The organism is Dyella japonica DSM 16301 (assembly GCF_001010355.1).
GTDB classification, from domain to species: Bacteria; Pseudomonadota; Gammaproteobacteria; order Xanthomonadales; family Rhodanobacteraceae; genus Dyella; species Dyella japonica.
The window spans coordinates 17,005-33,978 of record NZ_JPLA01000028.1; the positions used below are offsets into that span (position 1 = coordinate 17,005).

Consider the following 16,974-nt stretch of genomic DNA (forward strand, 5'->3'; position numbering starts at 1 on the left):
GGCAGACAGTCAGCCGGGATGACCTGCTGAAGCCGAGCGGCGATCAGAGACCGGCAGCGATATCGATCACGACACCGCTGGAGATCAGCGTCAGGTAGAACTGGCCGCCATCCGCGCGCACCCAGCGATAACCCGGATCCGGGCGGCGCAGGTGGTACCGCGGGTAATCGGTGACGTAGTACTCGCGCGCATAGTAGTGATCCGGCAAGCGGTCGCCCTTCTTGTACCAACCCTTGTGCTTGCCGTTGTCGTGGCGGCCCTCGTCCTTGGGATTGTGGCCGTGGCCATGGTCGTCGTCCCAATGCTTGTCGTTGCCATGCCCGTGATCATCCTGATGCGAAGCAACCGCCAGCCCGCTGGCGCCAAGCAAGCCGGCTGCGATGAGAAAGGAGAGAGCACGCTTCATGTGGGTTCCGTAGCTGGGAGGAAGTGATGGATGGACTTCGCAAGGAGCGGCCCACCGGCAACTACTTGCGATGCGCGGACAACATCGCACAAAAATGCGCCGCTTGCGCAGGGCACCGATGAATAGCCACGTGGCTTGGGGCTCCCATTCATCAAATGGACGGGTAGCGCGTCCTATACGGCGTCCACCGTCCACTTTTACGCAGCGAGACTGCCGACAAATTGCTTGATGTTGGCCAGCACGGGTTGCTGATCACCCGCGTGGACCCAATGATCGGCGCCTTCCAGCTCGACGAACCGCGCCTTGGAGATTTGGCTGGCCAGGTGCCGTCCGGCGCCGACGCGGACAGCGCGGTCGTCGCGACGGTGGAGCACCAGGGTCGGCACGGCAATGCGATCCAACAGCTGCCGCACATCCATTTCGCGCAGCGCCGCGAGCACGCCCTTGATCGCTCCCGGGCTCGACGCCGCCCGCAGCAGACCGGCCCACCAGGCCCTCGCCTGGGGATCGCCAGCCAGGCTCGGCGCAAACGTCTCGATCCCCGCAGGCCCGCCCCACCCGGCGATGAGCTGCTGCAGCCACAGGTCGTATTGAGCGGCCTGTAGCGCATGCACGTAGTCGTCGGTGGCGGTTCCCTTCGCCAATGAGGCGAACAGGATCAAGCCGGCGACGCGATGCGGATGGTCAACGGCAAACTGGATGCACGCCGGCCCGCCCTCCGATGCGCCGAACAGCACGACCCGGCGGCTGCCGACGGCGTCAAGCACGGTGCCGATGTCCTGCGCGGTCGCCTCGACGCTGGGATTGAAGCCGACGCGATCGGAAAGTCCGACGCCACGACGATCGAGCAGGATAAGCCGCCCCATCCCGGCGAGGGACGATAGAAACGCCCGGCAGCGGGGCTCCTCCCACACGCGTTCGACGTGCGACACGAAACCAGGCAGCAGCAGGATATCCATGCGGCCTGTGCCGTAGGTCTGGAAAGCGAGATGCACGCCGTCGCCGCTGACGTAGCGCGTCGATGGCGGGTTATCGCCGATCAACGTTGTACCGCCATCTAGCAGCGCGCTGGTTTCCAATTCGGGAGCCACGTTGAGCTCGTCGTGAAGGCGCTGCCTGATCGCCTCGAAGTGCCGCTGGGCAGTGACCCGGTCTCCTGCCAGCAGAAGATTGCGGATGAGGTGCCGGCCGTACACTTCACTGAGTGGGTCGCACTCGACCAGACGGCCCGCGTGCGCCGCGGCGGCCGCGTAGTCGCCCGCGGCATGCTTGTCCTGCACCACCCGCTCGAGCGCCTGGATCAAGCGGCCGCGCAAGGCCTCGCGGCGAAAGAACGCCCATTCGTCGAACTGCGGGCAGTCGCCGGGCGTAAAGCCATCGAGGAAGTCGCCGGCATAAAGGCGGCACGCCCGCTCGAACTCGCCGTCATCGCAGGCTTGCTCGAACAGCTGCGAATCCACCTGCAGCGCGATCGCGGCAGACCATCGCACGGTCGAGCGATCGATGGTGAGCGCCTGCTCGCCGAGCGTGAGCTGGAGGCGATGCAACAGACGCCTCAAGCGCGCCCGCACCACCTCTTCGCCGCCTTCGGGCCACAACATCGTGGCGATGACGTCGCGTCCGACGGGGCTCTTCACTTCGCCCAGGTACACCAGCAGGGCAAGCCCTTTGCGCAAGGCCAGCGGACAGGGCTGGTCATCGCGACGGAGCTGGGGAAATCCAAGCGTCTGCACGCTGAGCAGAGCCATGACGAGGCGACCCTCAATGACGGCGCCCAGGGGACGCTCAGGGGACGGGGCAATCCTAGCATTGCGTGCACGCGATGGTGCTGGACGCATCGCGACCCATTGATCTGGAGGATGGCCATGAAACTTCTGGGCGAGCATGCGATCGTGATCGGCGCCAGCATGGGCGGGCTGCTGGCCGCCCGCGCGCTGTCGGACTTCTATACCACCGTCACCGTGCTTGAGCGCGATGCCTTCCCTGCCGCAGACACGCCACGCAAGGGCGTGCCACAGGGTCGCCACGCGCACGGTCTGCTTGCGCGCGGCAGCGCGGTGATCGAAGCGTTCTTTCCGGAATACAACGCCGAAGTCGTCGCGCAGAGCGGCGGACTGATCGGCGATGTCGCCAACGACGTGATCTGGATCGGCCGCAACGTCCGGCTTGCCAACGGCAGCAGTGACCTGAGCGGCCTGCTGGCGAGCCGCCCCGTGCTCGAGGGTCATCTGCGCCGAAGGCTGCTGGGATTGCCGAACGTCCGCGCCGTGGAAAACTGCTCTGTGCGGGGTCTAGTCGCCGACGCCACCGGCAAGCACGTCACTGGTGTGCGTGCCTGTATCGAGGGCAAACCGGAAACGACGATCAACGCAGACTTGGTCGTAGATGCGTCTGGCCGCGGTTCATCCAGTGCGACGTGGCTTGCGCAGCTTGGCTACCGGCCTCCCGCCAATGAGAAGGTCCATGTCGGCATCTGCTATATGAGCCGAACCTATCGGCGTCGACCGGGCGATCTGGACGGCAAGCACGGCGTCGTCGTCGCCGGCAGTGCGCCAACCTGGCGCAACGGCATCATGCTCGCCCAGGAAAACGACCGTTGGATCGTCAGTACCGGCGGTTTTCTCGGCGATGACGCGCCCGACAACGACGAGGGCTTTCTCGCCTTTCTGGCCACGCTGCCGACCATGGAGATTCACGACATCGTCGCTAGAGGCGAGCCGTTGGGTGAATTCCATCGCTACCACTACGTCGACAGCCAGCGGCGGCGCTACGAGCAGCTCGCACGCTTCCCTGGCAACTACCTGGTGTTCGGCGATGCCCTTTGCAGCTTCAACCCCATCTACGGCCAGGGCATGACGGCCGCGGCGCAAGAAGCCTTGATGCTGCAAGCCTGCCTGCGCGCCGGCACCAAGGATCTCGCTCGCCGATTCTTCAAGGCGGCCGCGAAGATCGCGGATATTCCATGGCACATCGCGGTTGGCAGCGACCTGCGCCATCCGCAAGTCAAGGGCGCCCGCCCGCCGATGCTGCGCTTCATCAACTGGTACATCGACAAGCTTCATCTCGCCGCGATCGAGGACAGCACGCTGGCGTCCACGTTCCTGAAAGTCGTCAACCTCATGATGCCGCCGTCATCGCTGCTGCGACCGGCGATCGCCAGGCGGGTCTTTCTAGGCAACCTCATGCCCGCCATCTCGATCGCCTCGGCGGCGATCGAAACAGCAAAACAGGAAGAACCATCTTCATGACCGGGCGTCGAGATCCGGACTTTTCGCTTCATTGAGCACTGGATGCCGCGTCGCGTCAGCAACGCGCCATCCAGCTCCATTCGCCCATTCCGTGCACACACATGACTGCCAAGCCCGCGGGCCGGCCAGCCGGGCGACTACGTTATCGAGCGTGCCTTCGTCGAGAAATAAGAGGTATCAGCACAGCATTTAGAAAGCCGGGCCGCGCGCACCATGTGCCGGCGCCGCCTGCGAGCATGCCATCTTCATACTTCTTTACCGGCCCCACATATCCCAGCCAAACGAACGGTCTAGCGTGGCGTCCCGCACATCCCGTGCGCCTGGACAAGGAATGGATCGCCATGACTACCCGCGTCGAATCGTTGAAACTCTCCGCCCATCCACACGCGGCCACCGTCCCGAGCCTGGGCGATGGCCGCCTTGCCGGGCTCACCATCCTGGCCAGCGCCATCGTATCCACCGCCACGGTCGCGCTTGATCGAGGGGCGAGCGGCAAGACCACGCAGGATATCCTGCAAAGCATGGTGCAGATCCAGGCGTGGCATCAGAACGTGCACGTGGTGGCGATGGCATGCGTGTGCGGGCTGATGTACGGCTACACCGTGCTGTCCCAGCGGCTGGACCTGCGACGGGCCCCGGTACTGATCGGGTTGATCACCTATGCCATGGGCAGCGTGTTGATGTTGGCGGCCACCCTGCTCGACGGCTTCATCAGCACGGGCATTGCGGCGGATTTCGTCAACGGCACGCCGGAGGCGGCACAAACGGCCCGCTGGATGATCCACGTGGTCGAATCCATCGCCTTGACCGACATCGCTCGCGTCGCCTGGGTGCTGCAATCGGTGGCCGCGATCGCCTGGTCGGTGGCCTTGTTGCGCGATGCGGGCTTGCGTCGCGTGGTCGGCGGTATCGGTCTGCTCGCGGGTGGACTGCCCGCGGCCATGGTGATCGCCGCCGGCGCACAGATGGACCTGAGCGTCGTGATCGGCACCCTATTGCTGCAGGCGGTCTGGAACCTTGCCGCCGGCGTGCTGATGCTGCGCGAACGCTCGCCCGCCTGACCAGCCCGCCGTCGCTTCATATTTCTTTACGTTGGCTTCGTAAAGCGCTCATGCACGGGGCTCAAGCTGTGCGTGGGCGAAACAACCCATCCCCCACAGGAGGAAAACCATGACCATCGATCAATCCACCCAAAAGTCCCGCACGCTGCGCGCCGCGTTCCTCGGCTTCATCGGCGGCGCCGTGCTGGCGTCCGGCGTTGCCGTGCTGGCGGCTGACGGCGGAGTTGCAGCCATGCACCACATGGCCGGGCCGATGTCCCAGGCCGACATGGCTGCCCATGTCGAAAAAGTCTGCCAGCACTTGTACATCGAGCTCGATGCGACGGCCGCCCAGAAGGCCGCGCTGGATCCGATCTTCAAGCAGGCGGCGGCCGATCTGCTGCCGATGTTCCAGCAGCTGCACACGGGCCATGCGCAGGTGCTGAATCTGCTGGCGGCACCCACCATCGATCGCGCCGCCGTCGATCAGGCAAGTGCCGCACAAACCGCGGTGCACGACCAGATCGCCCAGCGCATGACCCGGCTGATGGAAGACAGCAGCACCGTCCTGACGCCGGATCAGCGGCAGAAGCTGGTCGCACACCTGACCCAGCACATGTCGATGACGGCGCCGGCGCATGGTTGAAAGCATGGCCCGATGGCTATGATGCAGCTGTCGCACTAGAGCGCAAGTCATGAGCGAACGCATCCTGGTCGTAGAGGACGATCCGCGCCTGGCCGGCATGCTGGGCGAGTACCTGCGCAGCCAGGGGTATGCGGTGGAACAGGCGGCAACCGGGGCGCAAGCGCTGGAAAGGCTCAGCGCGCACGCCCTGGATGCCGCGATCCTGGATCTGATGTTGCCGGATATGGATGGGCTCGACGTCTGTCGCAAATTGCGCGAACGATCCGACCTGCCGGTGCTGATGCTCACCGCAAGAGGCGATGCGATCGACCGCATCGTTGGCCTCGAGCTCGGCGCCGACGACTATCTACCCAAGCCGTTCGAGCCACGCGAATTGCTCGCACGGCTGCGCGCCATCCTGCGCCGTCGCGCAGCACCGGCCGCCGGGACGACGAAGACCCTGGTCTTCGGCCAGCTGGAGATCGACACCGACGCACACTCGGTAAAGCTCGCCGGCAGCGCGGCCGAGCTGACCTCCTACCAGTACGAACTGCTGCTCGCGCTGGCCCAGCATGCCGGGCGCGTGCTGTCGCGCGAGCTGTTGATGGACCTGGTGCGCGGCGAGCAGCTGGACACCTTCGATCGCTCCATCGACGTGCATATCTCGCGCATCCGCGCGGCCATCGAAGCCGATCCGAAATCGCCCAAGCGCATCATCACCGTGCGCGGCGCCGGCTACCTGTTCGCCCGCAAACAGGATTGAGCCCGCCATGACGCGCCTGTACCTGCGGATATACCTCACCGTCGTGATCAGCCTGCTGGTCTATGCAGCGGCGTTCGCGTGGATCTGGCATACCAAGGGCGGACCTTACGAAGCGGCGATGCATTCGCAGGCACAGGTCCTCCTCAATGCCCTGCCGCCTGCACAGGCGCCCGCGACGGAGCAACAGCAAACCCTCGACAAGTTGGCGCAGGGGCTGCCCGTACGTCTGGCCTTGCTCGATGGTTCCCGGCGAGTGATCGCCGAGTCAGGCGCGACGCCAGGCATCAATGAATCGCATGCCGCGAGTGCTGCGCTCTGGATGCTGCACCTGCCCGATGGTCGCTGGCTGCAGGCAAGTGTGCCGCGTGGTGAAACTCAGCCGCTGCATGTCTTGCTGCTGCTTCTGCTTGCGTTGGCTTTCATCATCGGCGTGCTGGCGCTACCCGTGGTACGGCGGATCACCGGCCGCCTTGAACGGCTGCAGCAGGCCGTCGATTCGCTGGGCGCCGGCGACCTGCATGCCCGCGTCGCCGTGGAAGGCCGCGACGAAGTGGCGCGCCTCGCGCTCAGCTTCAACCAGGCGGCCGATCGGATCGATGCGCTGGTCGGCCATCAAAAGACCTTGCTGGCAAATGCCTCGCACGAATTGCGCACGCCGTTGACGCGCATCCGCCTGGCCCTGGAACTGATCGGACCCAGCGTCGATGCGAGTCGTCGCGACGGCCTGCAGCAGGACATCGGCGAGCTGGATGCCCTGATCGACGAGATCCTGCTCGCCAGCCGCCTGGAAGCGCTGCCGCATCTGGAGGTGAGCGAGCCGGTCGATCTGCTGGCGCTGGCCGCCGAAGAATGCGCACGCCACGAAGGCGTCGACCTGGAAGGAAGACCCGCCACGGTAAAGGGCGACCCGCGACTATTGCTACGCCTGTTGCGCAACCTGCTGGACAACGCCAACCGCCATGGACTGCCGCCCGTGCAGGTGCGACTGCAGGTGATCGAAGGTCGAGCCGAACTCGTTGTTCGCGATCACGGCCCAGGCTTGCGTAACGACGAATGTCAGCGGGTGTTCGAGCCGTTCTACCGCGCCAGCGCTGCGCGCGACCGTGCCGGTACCGGACTTGGGCTCGCACTGGCGCGCCAGATCGCCCGCCACCACGGCGGCGAGCTTGGCTGCCGATACGAACCGGATGGCGCTTTTGCGTTTGTGGTGTCGATACCGGTCGTCACGTGAAGGGCGCGGAATCGACCTGTCACGACCGCTTCGCGTCGACAACGGACCGTTCACCTGACCGGCATCAGTGGCTCTCTACAGGAAAGTGAAACACTTGGTCATACGACAAGGCTACGTGACCATCAAGCGCGCATTGGGTGTGCTCTGCCACATCCGCAGAGCTAACCTCATGCAATTCGAAGACCGTGTACTGTGCTTCGAAATGATGGCCTTCGCTTTTGTCCAAACGTAATTCGTAGGTGAGCTGCTTTGCCCCCGACTTCGCTGCACCCTTGGGGTTCCCAAGGATGGTCTGCTGACTGCTGGTCACGTTACAGACAAGTTTGGCACCCGGCTTTGCGCCCTTGTAGTCAAATTCCAGGCCATGCCAGGTGCACGGCACCTCGCGCTTGTCGTAAACGCATGACCCCTGATCCACCACGTAGATGTCCTTTGTCGGCTGGCAAACCCAACCATCCTGATCGGGCTCAGGCGTGGTCTTCACGCACGCAAGACCAACTTTGACGTGGCTTACCTCGAACCTTTGTTCTTCATCTTTCGCTGCCACTCCAAGTGAAAGCAAAACACATAGCGCCGCCAACTGCTTTCTCATCGAATCTCTCCATGATCCTTCGCTCCCGAGGATTCGGGAAACTCGAAACTGTCTACTTTGGGCTGCGCTTCAGAGGAGATACACGGCGACCCAGGCCGCAAAATAGAAGAACAGGAAACGCTCGGTTGCGAATGGCCACGCTGGGTCCGCGGGCGATCTTCCTTGAATTGCTGCGCACCAAGCTTGTCGAACGAGCCAGAGAATGCCTGGCAGGCTGGCCAAAGATTGCCATTTGGCCAAAGGCTGCCTATGTGTCCAAACGTCAGCTACGAAGCCGACGATGGCTACCATGCCGGCTAACACGACCAATGCGGCCAGAATCCGAATCGGCCAGCGAACAGAAGGTTTCAGCTTGACGCTCGGAGACTGCATTTCCATGGGGGCGTATCCCGTCGTTCTGGTTCATTGCTTTGGTGGGGCGACGTTGTCTCATGGCCGCGCTGTTCAAAGCCCAGTAGTCGTCCTTATCAAGTCGAAGCGTCCACACAGTCGAAAACGACTCCAAGCAGCAAACCGACAGGCACTAATAGGCAGGACAAGTCGACCGTTCGATGGCCTGCGGCACGCCGCCACCGGTATGCAGCAGGAAGACCGGCCTGTGGTCCGCGTCCGTACCCTTGTAGATGCCGTAGAGGCTTGCAGCCGTGATGGGTTGCGGCGCCGGCGTGGTGCCTGACATGTATCGGTTGCCGGTTCGGCTTACCGAGACGTACGCACGCTGAGGTTGCTGGACATAGCGGCTCAAGCCGTTGGTGATGCTGATATGCAGCCCGTTGCTGACGGCCTGCAGTTCTTCATTGGTCGCTCTCTTCAGAACCACACCCGATGCCAGTGGATTGCTCTCGTCGATCAACTGGAAGGTCCCCGCGCCGTTGGCGCGAACTTCGTAGTAGTGCGAGGAGCGGCTATTGCTTGAGACGAAACAGCCGACCAAATGATCAGAATCGCGGTCCTGGATATGTGCTTCCTGCACGTTCGCACCCTCGCAGGGTGTTTCCTGGTAGGACACGGCGCCTGCCTTGGTGCACTTGTAGATATCCGCTCTCACGCAAACTGGCGCTGTCAAAGAGAGAAGCATCAATAGTGCGAACGAAGCCCTGGCCGTTCCCTTGCCAATCGGTAGCGCCACAACTGCCCCCTGAACCGATATTTGTAGACCAGCCGATTGCCTCAGGCAGCCGGCTCCCCTGGACCTACCCATGGGACCGCATGGTACCCAAAGACCGCTCGATTCGAAGGCCGGTCTGCGAAGCTCGTGCCAAGCGGCCATGCGGTCCGCGGCCGATAATCGCACCGAAAGCCTCGCCCGCACAGTCTGCCGGACCGCCTAGGCAGGACGCACCGCCTGCCTCAGGGACCGGGTGTCGGCACCACACGCAAGGTCGAAGCGAACATCTCGTGCGTCTCCGGGTCGGCTATCTGTTCGGCCGCGGCTTGTGCCTGCGCATAGTGCCTGGCGTGCACCGCATGGTCGCCTTGTGCAAAGGCGACATTGGCCGCCACCGCATGGGAAAACGCGATCTCCCAAGGCGCACCCTCGTGTTGCTCGAAGTACGGTAGTGATTTGGCCAAGTAGTAGGCGGCCGGCTCGGGGAGCTCGAGCAGTGCATACGCGTGGGCGAGCAGCAGCGCGGCATGGGCGTGATTGCTTGGGTTGCCGACGATCTTCCAGAAATACATCGCCGCGTGGGCAGCCTGAAGCATCTCTTCGTCTTCTTCAGGCGGGCGTTGAAGCTTTTCCGCGAGGGTCCACGCACGGTTATTGGCCTGGGAGGCCAGACGCCGCTGCCATAGCGCGACTTCTTCGGGAGTGGGTTTGTCGGCCATGAAGGGATGCCCCTGGACACACCGGTGCCCTGACTACCTGATAGCGGCGACGCATGAAGAGTTATACAACTACCCGCGCTTGTTGGGCGGAACTCCCGACACACCGACCGCCATCAACACATCCCGTGCTGCCCTACTTCACGGCGCGGACCGGTGTGAAACGCAGATCCTGGTAGTCCCAGCTGAAATCGGCGATGGGCGAGATCGCTTTCATGGTCATCTGGTCAATGCTGCCGTCTGGCGCCAAGGCGAAGGTGACATAGGCGTCTTCCACGTCGGGCATGGCCCAGTGGGTGCGGAAGGTGTCGAACCGGACATGTTCCAGGGTGCCGTGCATGCCGGGCGAGCGATCGAAACTGATGGTCAGTGCACCCTTTCCGTCGCGGGCAAGCGTTGCGGTGCCGTACCACGGATCACGGTAGACCCCGATATAGCTGGTCAACGGCAGCGAAGGCCCACGTTCGCCAGACGTGGCCTTGGCCGGTGTCTTGAGCGCGGCGACGGCACCGGCGTTGATCCCGTCGAACAGATCCTTATAGCCGGCGATCCAGTCGGGCGAAGGCAGGCCGAGCAAGGTATCAAGCAGGTGCTCGCGCACGGCGAACAACGTGCCGACATCTTCGGAGTTGAGCATGATGGCAAACGCCGCATGCGTTTCCGGAATGATCACCACCGCCGAGACGCCACCCAGGACGCCGCCCAGGTGCGTGATGATCTTGTGACCGCGATAGTCCTGCACCTCAAAGCCCAGCGCATAGGCCTCGAACTGCGGCTGAGCCAGGGCCAGGGGTTTGGGCAGCGTGGAAATCGGAACAAGCGTCTGCGGTGTCCACAGCATCTTCGCGGCGGCATCGCTGAAGATCCGCCGGCTCTTGTCCAGCTGCCCGCTGTCCAGCTGCAGGCGCAGCCAGGGGCCCATGTCCGTTGCACTCACCTGCAATGCGCCAGCGGGGGCGAACACTTTGCCCGTCATGACGGTGGCAAGCACCGCCTGCTTGCCGACGCCACGAACGGCCGTGGTGTTCTTTGCATGCAGCGAGACCTTGTCGGCGGGCGCGGCGTCGATGCTGGTCTGCGTATCGCGCATCTGCAGCGGATCGAGGATCTGTTGCTGCACGAAGTCTTCCCAGCTCTGGCCGGAGACGGCCTCCACCAGGGCGCCTGCCACGATGTACAGCACATTGTCGTAGTCATAGCCGGCGCGAAACGAACGGGCCGGTTTCAGATAGCGGATGTCGTGCACAAGCTCCGCACGCGAACGGTTGGAGGTGGGGAACATCATCAGGTCGCCCTCGCCCAGCCCCAGGCCGCTGCGATGGACCAGCAAGTCCGTCACCGTCATCTCGCTGGACGCGTAAGCGTCGTACATGCGAAAGCCCGGCAACTTGTCGACCACCCGGTCGTCCCAACGCAGCTTGCCCTGGTCGACCAGGATCGCCAGCGCTGCGCTGGTGAATGCCTTGGTGTTGGAGCCGATCGGGAAGATGGTGTGCGCATCGATCGGCGCCGCATCCTGGAGCTTCCGCACGCCATAGGCGTGAGTCGTGACGGTGTCGCCCTCGACCACCGTGACAGCCATGCCTGGTGTGTCGAAGGTCTGCATGGCCTTGTGCGCGTACGCGTCGAGTTCCGGCGTCGATATGATCGCCGGCGAGGCAGATGCCAGCGCACACCACGACAGCAGCACGGCTGCACACGCACTGCGCGTGATCCGCGAGGCGCCAACGTTACGGGAACCACGGATCATCAAGCACACTCCCCTGCTGTGAACGCTATCAGCCAACCCGCGATGTTCGAGATGATGCAGGCTTCAGGCTTTGGGTCTGCCCCGAGGTTTGCTGGCAGTTGATTTGGGTGTTTTTCCGGTCTTGCCGGGCTCGCGCTTCTCCGGCGCGGGCGCTTCGACATAGCCAACCAGTTTCTGGCGCAGCTGCGTGATGTCGCCGATGCGGTCGAACATGTCGCCCTGTTCGCGGGTGACCGCGCCGATCAGCAGACTCAACAGGCTCGTCGCCGCGGTGAAGTTGTGCCACGGCCGCGTCAGGTCGGCCGGCAGCATCAAGACATGGTTGGTGAGCTGGCGCGCCCAATAGCACTGGCTGTCGGTGATGATGACCAGCGGGATGCCGCGCGCGGCCGACTCTTCAGCCAGGATGCGGAAATGCCGTGAATAACGCCGGAAATCGATCAGCAATACACAGCTCTTCTTGGTCGAATCCAGCAGCAGATCGGTATACGCGCCATCCAGGCCTTCGTGGAAGATCGTGCGCGGCTTGACGTGCTGCATCAGGGCGGCGAAACCCAGGCCGAGAAAACGGCCCTGGTGAAAACTGGCCACCGACACCCGATCGGCATCCACCAGCAGCTTGACGATGCCTTTCCATTCCGGTGCACGCATCAAGCCGTGCGCGATCGTGATGCCGCGGATCTCGGCCTTGAGGCTCTCGGACATCGCGGCCGAATCGCCGGCCTGATCCGGGTTCTTGTACAGCTGCAACCACGGCGCATCGCTGCGCAGTTCTTCTTTCAGATCGTTCAAGCCCGCATAACCGAGGTTGTGCAGAAAACGTCCGACAGTCATCGGGCTCACGCCCACGCGCTGCCCCAGCGACGCGGCGGTCTCGAACGGGATGCCATTGAGATTGTGCAGCAGGTAGGTGGCAATCTTCTGCTCGGACGTGGTGAACGTATTCCAGCCGTCTTTCAGCTTTTTCTGCAGATCCTTGATCATCGGCACTCGCTCATCGGGCCAGCACGGTGGTGCTGCCGGTTTGTCCAGGTTGCCCCGCGCCGCTGTGGCGGCGATTGAGCATATACAAAAGCACGGCGGATAGTCCCGAGACCGCGCCGATCAACACGAAGAACGCGCCATGGCCCATGCTGCTCCACAAGGTGCCCAGCGCACCGGCCAGCAGGTTGCCGAAGAAGCCGGCAAAGAACCACGTGGCAATGCTGGTGGCGCGAAAGCCTTCGGGCGCCATGCGTCCGAACAAGGCCAGTCCAGTGGGCAGGATGTACAGCTCGCCGATGGTGAAGACCACGAACCACACGAACAGCCAGATCCAGCTGGCGCGTGTGCCATGCGCCTCGCTCCATGCCGCGACCAGGCCCAGCGCCACATAGGACGCCGCCACGATGGCCGCGCCGAAGGCCATCCGGCCAAGCAGGGGCGTGACGATGCCGCGGCGTGCCAGCCGTGCCCAGCGGGCCACCAGTACCGGCGTCAAGGCGAACACGGCCAGTGAGTTGACGGACTGGAACCAGGTCATCGGTATGGTCCAGCCGGGCGCCAGCACGCGATCGATGCCGGTGTCGGCCCAGAGCGCAATGGTATTGCCGTTCTGCTCATAGGCTCCGCGGAAGATCACCACGATCGCGGCGATGCCGAACAGCAGGCCGAAGCGTTCGCGCGCCGCGCGATCCATGGGCGGACGTACCTCGCGTGTCGCGGCGCCCAGCGCCGGCTCTGCGGGCAGGTAACGACGGCCGGCCAGATAGATCACCAGCGAAAGCAGCATGCCGACGCCTGCCGCGCCAAATCCCCAGTGCCAGCCATAGGCCTCGCCCAGCGTGCCGCACACCAGCGGCGCCAGGAACCCGCCCAGGTTAATCCCGACGTAGTAGATGTTGTACGCACTCTTGCTGCGCTCGTCGCCTTCGCGGTAGAGCCCTTCGATCTGGCTGGCGAGGCTGGGCAGGAACAGGCCATTGCCCAGCGCGATCATGCACAAGGCCGGATAGAACAGCGCCTCGGACGACATCATGAAATGCCCCAGCGCCATCATCGAACCGCCGATCACCACGGCGCGCCCCTTGCCGAGCCAGCGATCGGCCAGCATGCCGCCGAAGATCGGGGTGAAGTACACGAAGGCGGCGTACACGCCATACACCACCGACGCGTATTCCTGGTCCATGTCCAGGTGCTTGGTCATGTAGTAGACCAGGATCGCCCGCATGCCGAAGAAGGAGAACATCTCCCACATTTCGGTCAGGAACAGGATGGTCAGGCCACGTGGATGGCCGAACCAGCTTTTCTCGATGGCCGGGCTCGTTGCGGAAGTCATGCGGATGGGCATCCTCGCTGATGGCGCATGGTTACTCGCTCGCGGCCGACACCGGGCCACCCCAGAGCGTGTCGGGACACCAGATAGTGCCATGCTCGTAGACCACCGACGGCTGGTAATCGGCGACCAGGCTGATCGGACCGTCCAGGTCCACCACATCGCACAACTGGCCGACCACGAAGGACGGCGCCATCGCCAGCGAAGAGCCGCCCATATTGCCGACCATCAGGTCGAAGCCGAGCTTGCGCGCTTCGGCGGCAATGGCCAGCGCTTCGGTGAGTCCGCCGCACTTGTCCAGCTTGATGTTGATGACGTCGACGCGCCCCACCATCTTGGCCAGGTCGCTGCGGTCCTGCACGCTTTCGTCCGCCGCGATGCGAATCGGTCGCTCCAGCCCGTCCAGCCAGGCTTCGCTGCCGACGGGAAACGGCTGCTCCACCACGTCCACGCGGGCGTCGACCAGGGTCGGCAGCAGTCGTGCGAACGACTCACGGGTGAAGCCCTGGTTGGCGTCGACCATCAGCCAGACATCCGGGCGCGCACGACGCACGGCGAGTACGCGCTCGGCGTTGCGCTCGTCGTCGGTGAGCTTGAGCTTGATCGCACGCGCCGTCGCATAGCTGCTCGCACGCTCGGCCATCACCTCGGGATCATCCGCGCCCACCGTGTACGTGGTCAGCAACGGCTTCGCCGCCGGCAGGCCTGCCAGCTCCCACACCGGCTTGCCGGCGCGCTTGGCTTCCAGATCCCACAGGGCGCAATCGAGCACGTTGCGTGCGCCGCCGGCCGGCAGCAGTTGCTGCAGGGCTTCGCGCGTGATGCCCGCCTCGATATGCGCACGCAAGGCTTCGATCTGCACCAGCATCGAATCGGGCGTGTCGTGGTGGTAGTAGACGCCCTGCGCTTCGCCGCGCCCGGTCAAACCCTGGGCGTCGGTCAGCTCGACGATCAGTGCGTCGAACGCTGTGAAGGTGTAGCCGGTGATATGGAACGGCGTATGGATCGCCCAGCTCTTGCGCGTTGCCTGCAGGCGCAACCGCCCGTCAACATGGATATTCATGTCTGTTACCTCGGATGGAGAGCGCGGCGACGGTGCGTCGCCGCCGCGCAGAGAACTCAGTAGTGGACGTTGAAGCTGACCAGTCCAAAGGCCAGGATCAGCCACACCAGATAGATCGCCGCCAGCGCCAGCAGGGTCTCGCCGGCCAGTACCCAGCGCCCGCGACGCGGCGCCATCCAGCAGCGCACGCTATGCGCCACCACGGCCAGCGCACCGAGCAGGCCCAGCACACCGAGCACGTAAAGGACGTAAAGCCACGGCGTCATCGTGCCCTGCAGCAACATGTCGTCACTGATCGACGAGACCACCAGCAGGCCCATCCAGCCTGCCAACATCACAAACAGGGCAAGCACGCCCAGCCGCGACCACAGGCGCGAACGGCCTTGCGTAGCATCCAGTGCGAGCGGACGGCGATAGTGGCGGCGCACCCAGGCGCCCACGCCCCAGCTCAGCAGCGCGATGATCAGCAGCCCGAACGACAGCCCGGCCCACAGACTCACCGTACCCATCGAGCGCGCACCGGAGACGCGCTGGAACACGAACACCGGCACTTCGACGTCGGTGGCCCAGTAGGCGATGTTGCCATCGGCATCGTCGACGAACTTGATATGTGCATCGCCGTTGACCTGGCGCCACGTCGATGGACCCACCTCGCGCCAGTACAGCGGCTTGCCGGCGTAGTTGTTCCACACCGATACCACGATGGTGCCGTCCGGCTGCGCAGCCACGCTGGCATGGCCGAACAGGTACAGCGGCTTGAGCGCGCTTTCGTTGCGGCGGCTCGACTCGTACCAACCGGACACGCGTGCGGCATCGGCCTTGGCCGTGGCCAGGGTCGCTTCCTCCGGCGCCTTGTACGGGAAGTAGCGATCCAGGAAGGACTGGAACACCGCCTTGCGGATTACATGCGCGCCGCCTTCATTGCCGGCGCTGTTGAAGGACATGAACACACCGACATTCGCGTCCAGCATCACGTGCAGGTCGCTATGGAACACCTCGGTGTCGCCCGCATGGCCGATGATGCGCTGGCCGTGGCTGTCTTCCTGGTAGAAACCCAGGTCGAAGCCGCCCAGTCCCGGCGCCGCGGTGTGCTGCTGGCTGTGCATCAGTTCGGCGGTGGCCTGCTGCAGGATGCGCGTATCGCCGAAGCGGCCCTGCTGCAGCTGGGCGATCATGAAGTTCGCCATGTCCGTGGCCGAGCTGCTCAGCGCACCGGCCGGCGAAGGATCGACCGGCTCGAACGCATGCGGCTTGCCGTCGGAAGCGCTCTTGTAGCCCTTGGACAACAACGACGCCAGGTGCGCAGGCAGCGGTTGCTCAAAGCTCGAGTGGGTCATCTGCAGCGGATCGAAGATGTGCTTCTGCACGTAGTCTTCGAAGCGCTCGCCGGAGATGCGCTGCACGATATAGCCGGCCAGGCCGCAGCCATAGTTGGAGTACGCCACGATCGTGCCCGGCGCATAAATGCGCGCCGGGAGATGCGACTTCAGGTATTTCTCCAGGTTCACGCTATCGCTGGACGCCGGCAGCAGGTCGCGTGCGGTGTCTTCGAAACCCGGCGTGTGGGTCATGATGTTGCGCAGCGTGATCGGCTTGCCGTCACGCGGCGGTATGGTGAAGTCCAGGTACTGATTGATGTCGGCGTCGAGATTGAGCTTGCCCTGCTCCACCAGTTGCATCACCGCGGTCCAGGTGAACAGCTTGGAGGTGGAGCCGGGGCGGAACAGCGTGGTCTCGGGCGACGGCGCCTGGCGTGTCTTCAGATCCGCATAGCCGTAGCCACGCGCGAAGATCACCTTGCCGTCCTTGACCACCGAGATCACGCCGCCGGCGACGTCGCCGCGCTCCAGCGCAAACGGCACCAGACCGTCGAAGAAGCTCGACAGGTCTTCGCTGGTCAGCGCATGAGTCTGGCCGTTCGCATGGGCCTGGCCGTCAGCGGCCGCCGTGGTTGCGACGCTGGGCGCCGGCAGCGCGACGGATGTCGCCGGCGCCGGAGTCACCGGCGTGGGTACCTGGGCCAGCGTCGCTCCGGCGGCGAACGTCAAGGCCAATGACGCTAGAAATTTCCTGCAATGCTTCATGACGCGGATGCTCCGATAGTGCCAGCGTGCGATG

16 protein-coding genes are annotated in these 16,974 nt (G+C 64.0%); 5 read left to right on the forward strand and 11 right to left on the reverse strand.

Features of this window, described 5'->3' with window-relative positions; all coding sequences use genetic code 11:
• Positions 1–43: 43 nt before the first annotated feature.
• Both Y882_RS11285 and Y882_RS11290 read right to left on the reverse strand, forming a co-directional pair.
• Entirely contained in the window at positions 44–406 is a 363-nt protein-coding gene (locus Y882_RS11285) for an RcnB family protein (protein WP_052949923.1), read from the reverse strand.
• A gap of 197 nt (positions 407–603) precedes the next feature.
• Positions 604–1,953: an alpha/beta fold hydrolase gene (locus Y882_RS11290; protein ID WP_211259167.1), complete on the reverse strand. Its 1,350-nt coding sequence runs from the start codon at positions 1,951–1,953 to the stop codon at positions 604–606.
• Between Y882_RS11290 and Y882_RS11295 the strand changes: the two genes are divergently transcribed.
• The 5 genes from Y882_RS11295 to Y882_RS11315 all read left to right on the forward strand — a co-directional run bounded on the left by Y882_RS11295 (position 1,948) and on the right by Y882_RS11315 (position 7,313).
• Entirely contained in the window at positions 1,948–3,654 is a 1,707-nt protein-coding gene (locus tag Y882_RS11295; protein ID WP_211259168.1) for an NAD(P)/FAD-dependent oxidoreductase, read from the forward strand. The two genes, Y882_RS11290 and Y882_RS11295, sit on opposite strands and share 6 nt — an antisense overlap.
• Positions 3,655–3,995: 341 nt before the next feature.
• Complete coding sequence (locus tag Y882_RS11300; protein WP_156171419.1) at positions 3,996–4,715, forward strand: hypothetical protein; 720 nt, start codon at positions 3,996–3,998, stop codon at positions 4,713–4,715.
• A 109-nt stretch (positions 4,716–4,824) separates the two neighbouring features.
• Positions 4,825–5,340 carry a Spy/CpxP family protein refolding chaperone gene (locus tag Y882_RS11305; protein ID WP_052949926.1) on the forward strand — a complete coding sequence of 172 codons (516 nt, stop codon included), beginning with the start codon at positions 4,825–4,827 and terminating at the stop codon, positions 5,338–5,340.
• A 49-nt stretch (positions 5,341–5,389) separates the two neighbouring features.
• Entirely contained in the window at positions 5,390–6,082 is a 693-nt protein-coding gene (locus Y882_RS11310; RefSeq protein WP_046972024.1) for a response regulator transcription factor, read from the forward strand.
• Between the two features lie 7 nt (positions 6,083–6,089).
• On the forward strand, positions 6,090–7,313 hold the full coding sequence (locus Y882_RS11315) for an ATP-binding protein (RefSeq protein WP_046972025.1): 1,224 nt from the start codon (positions 6,090–6,092) through the stop codon (positions 7,311–7,313).
• 64 nt (positions 7,314–7,377) lie between these two features.
• Here the strand turns inward: Y882_RS11315 and Y882_RS11320 are convergent, their stop codons facing one another.
• From Y882_RS11320 to Y882_RS11360, 9 genes are all read right to left on the reverse strand, one after another.
• The gene (locus tag Y882_RS11320; protein WP_046972026.1) at positions 7,378–7,905 is read right to left on the reverse strand and encodes a hypothetical protein; all 528 of its coding nucleotides are present in this window, start codon (positions 7,903–7,905) and stop codon (positions 7,378–7,380) included.
• Positions 7,906–7,974: 69 nt separating this feature from the next.
• Positions 7,975–8,283 (reverse strand): hypothetical protein, encoded by a 309-nt coding sequence (locus Y882_RS11325; protein ID WP_046972027.1) that lies wholly within the window; start codon positions 8,281–8,283, stop codon positions 7,975–7,977.
• Positions 8,284–8,428: 145 nt separating this feature from the next.
• Positions 8,429–8,914, reverse strand: coding sequence for a hypothetical protein (locus tag Y882_RS11330; RefSeq protein WP_156171420.1), 486 nt, complete (start codon positions 8,912–8,914; stop codon positions 8,429–8,431).
• A gap of 341 nt (positions 8,915–9,255) precedes the next feature.
• Positions 9,256–9,732: a hypothetical protein gene (locus Y882_RS11335; protein ID WP_046972029.1), complete on the reverse strand. Its 477-nt coding sequence runs from the start codon at positions 9,730–9,732 to the stop codon at positions 9,256–9,258.
• A gap of 133 nt (positions 9,733–9,865) precedes the next feature.
• Positions 9,866–11,479, reverse strand: coding sequence for a serine hydrolase (locus Y882_RS11340; protein ID WP_082121079.1), 1,614 nt, complete (start codon positions 11,477–11,479; stop codon positions 9,866–9,868).
• A 63-nt stretch (positions 11,480–11,542) separates the two neighbouring features.
• Complete coding sequence (locus Y882_RS11345; RefSeq protein WP_082121080.1) at positions 11,543–12,463, reverse strand: MurR/RpiR family transcriptional regulator; 921 nt, start codon at positions 12,461–12,463, stop codon at positions 11,543–11,545.
• A 10-nt stretch (positions 12,464–12,473) separates the two neighbouring features.
• The gene (locus Y882_RS11350; protein WP_052949928.1) at positions 12,474–13,796 is read right to left on the reverse strand and encodes a peptide MFS transporter; all 1,323 of its coding nucleotides are present in this window, start codon (positions 13,794–13,796) and stop codon (positions 12,474–12,476) included.
• A gap of 31 nt (positions 13,797–13,827) precedes the next feature.
• Positions 13,828–14,856 carry a dipeptide epimerase gene (locus Y882_RS11355; protein WP_052949930.1) on the reverse strand — a complete coding sequence of 343 codons (1,029 nt, stop codon included), beginning with the start codon at positions 14,854–14,856 and terminating at the stop codon, positions 13,828–13,830.
• 56 nt (positions 14,857–14,912) lie between these two features.
• Positions 14,913–16,910, reverse strand: a complete 1,998-nt coding sequence (locus Y882_RS11360; RefSeq protein ID WP_244466325.1) for a serine hydrolase domain-containing protein — start codon at positions 16,908–16,910, stop codon at positions 14,913–14,915.
• Between the last annotated feature and the right edge of the window lie 64 nt (positions 16,911–16,974).

Bases quoted from the DNA above. Each gene is read 5' to 3' on its own strand.
- Y882_RS11295 (WP_211259168.1), top strand. From the start codon at position 1,948: ATGCAACAGACGCCTCAAGCGCGCCCGCACCACCTCTTCGCCGCCTTC.
- Y882_RS11345 (WP_082121080.1), bottom strand. From the start codon at position 12,463: ATGATCAAGGATCTGCAGAAAAAGCTGAAAGACGGCTGGAATACGTTC.
- Y882_RS11305 (WP_052949926.1), top strand. From the start codon at position 4,825: ATGACCATCGATCAATCCACCCAAAAGTCCCGCACGCTGCGCGCCGCG.
- Y882_RS11350 (WP_052949928.1), bottom strand. From the start codon at position 13,796: ATGACTTCCGCAACGAGCCCGGCCATCGAGAAAAGCTGGTTCGGCCAT.
- Y882_RS11285 (WP_052949923.1), bottom strand. From the start codon at position 406: ATGAAGCGTGCTCTCTCCTTTCTCATCGCAGCCGGCTTGCTTGGCGCC.
- Y882_RS11340 (WP_082121079.1), bottom strand. From the start codon at position 11,479: ATGATCCGTGGTTCCCGTAACGTTGGCGCCTCGCGGATCACGCGCAGT.
- Y882_RS11310 (WP_046972024.1), top strand. From the start codon at position 5,390: ATGAGCGAACGCATCCTGGTCGTAGAGGACGATCCGCGCCTGGCCGGC.
- Y882_RS11325 (WP_046972027.1), bottom strand. From the start codon at position 8,283: ATGGAAATGCAGTCTCCGAGCGTCAAGCTGAAACCTTCTGTTCGCTGG.
- Y882_RS11320 (WP_046972026.1), bottom strand. From the start codon at position 7,905: ATGAGAAAGCAGTTGGCGGCGCTATGTGTTTTGCTTTCACTTGGAGTG.
- Y882_RS11335 (WP_046972029.1), bottom strand. From the start codon at position 9,732: ATGGCCGACAAACCCACTCCCGAAGAAGTCGCGCTATGGCAGCGGCGT.
- Y882_RS11315 (WP_046972025.1), top strand. From the start codon at position 6,090: ATGACGCGCCTGTACCTGCGGATATACCTCACCGTCGTGATCAGCCTG.
- Y882_RS11300 (WP_156171419.1), top strand. From the start codon at position 3,996: ATGACTACCCGCGTCGAATCGTTGAAACTCTCCGCCCATCCACACGCG.
- Y882_RS11355 (WP_052949930.1), bottom strand. From the start codon at position 14,856: ATGAATATCCATGTTGACGGGCGGTTGCGCCTGCAGGCAACGCGCAAG.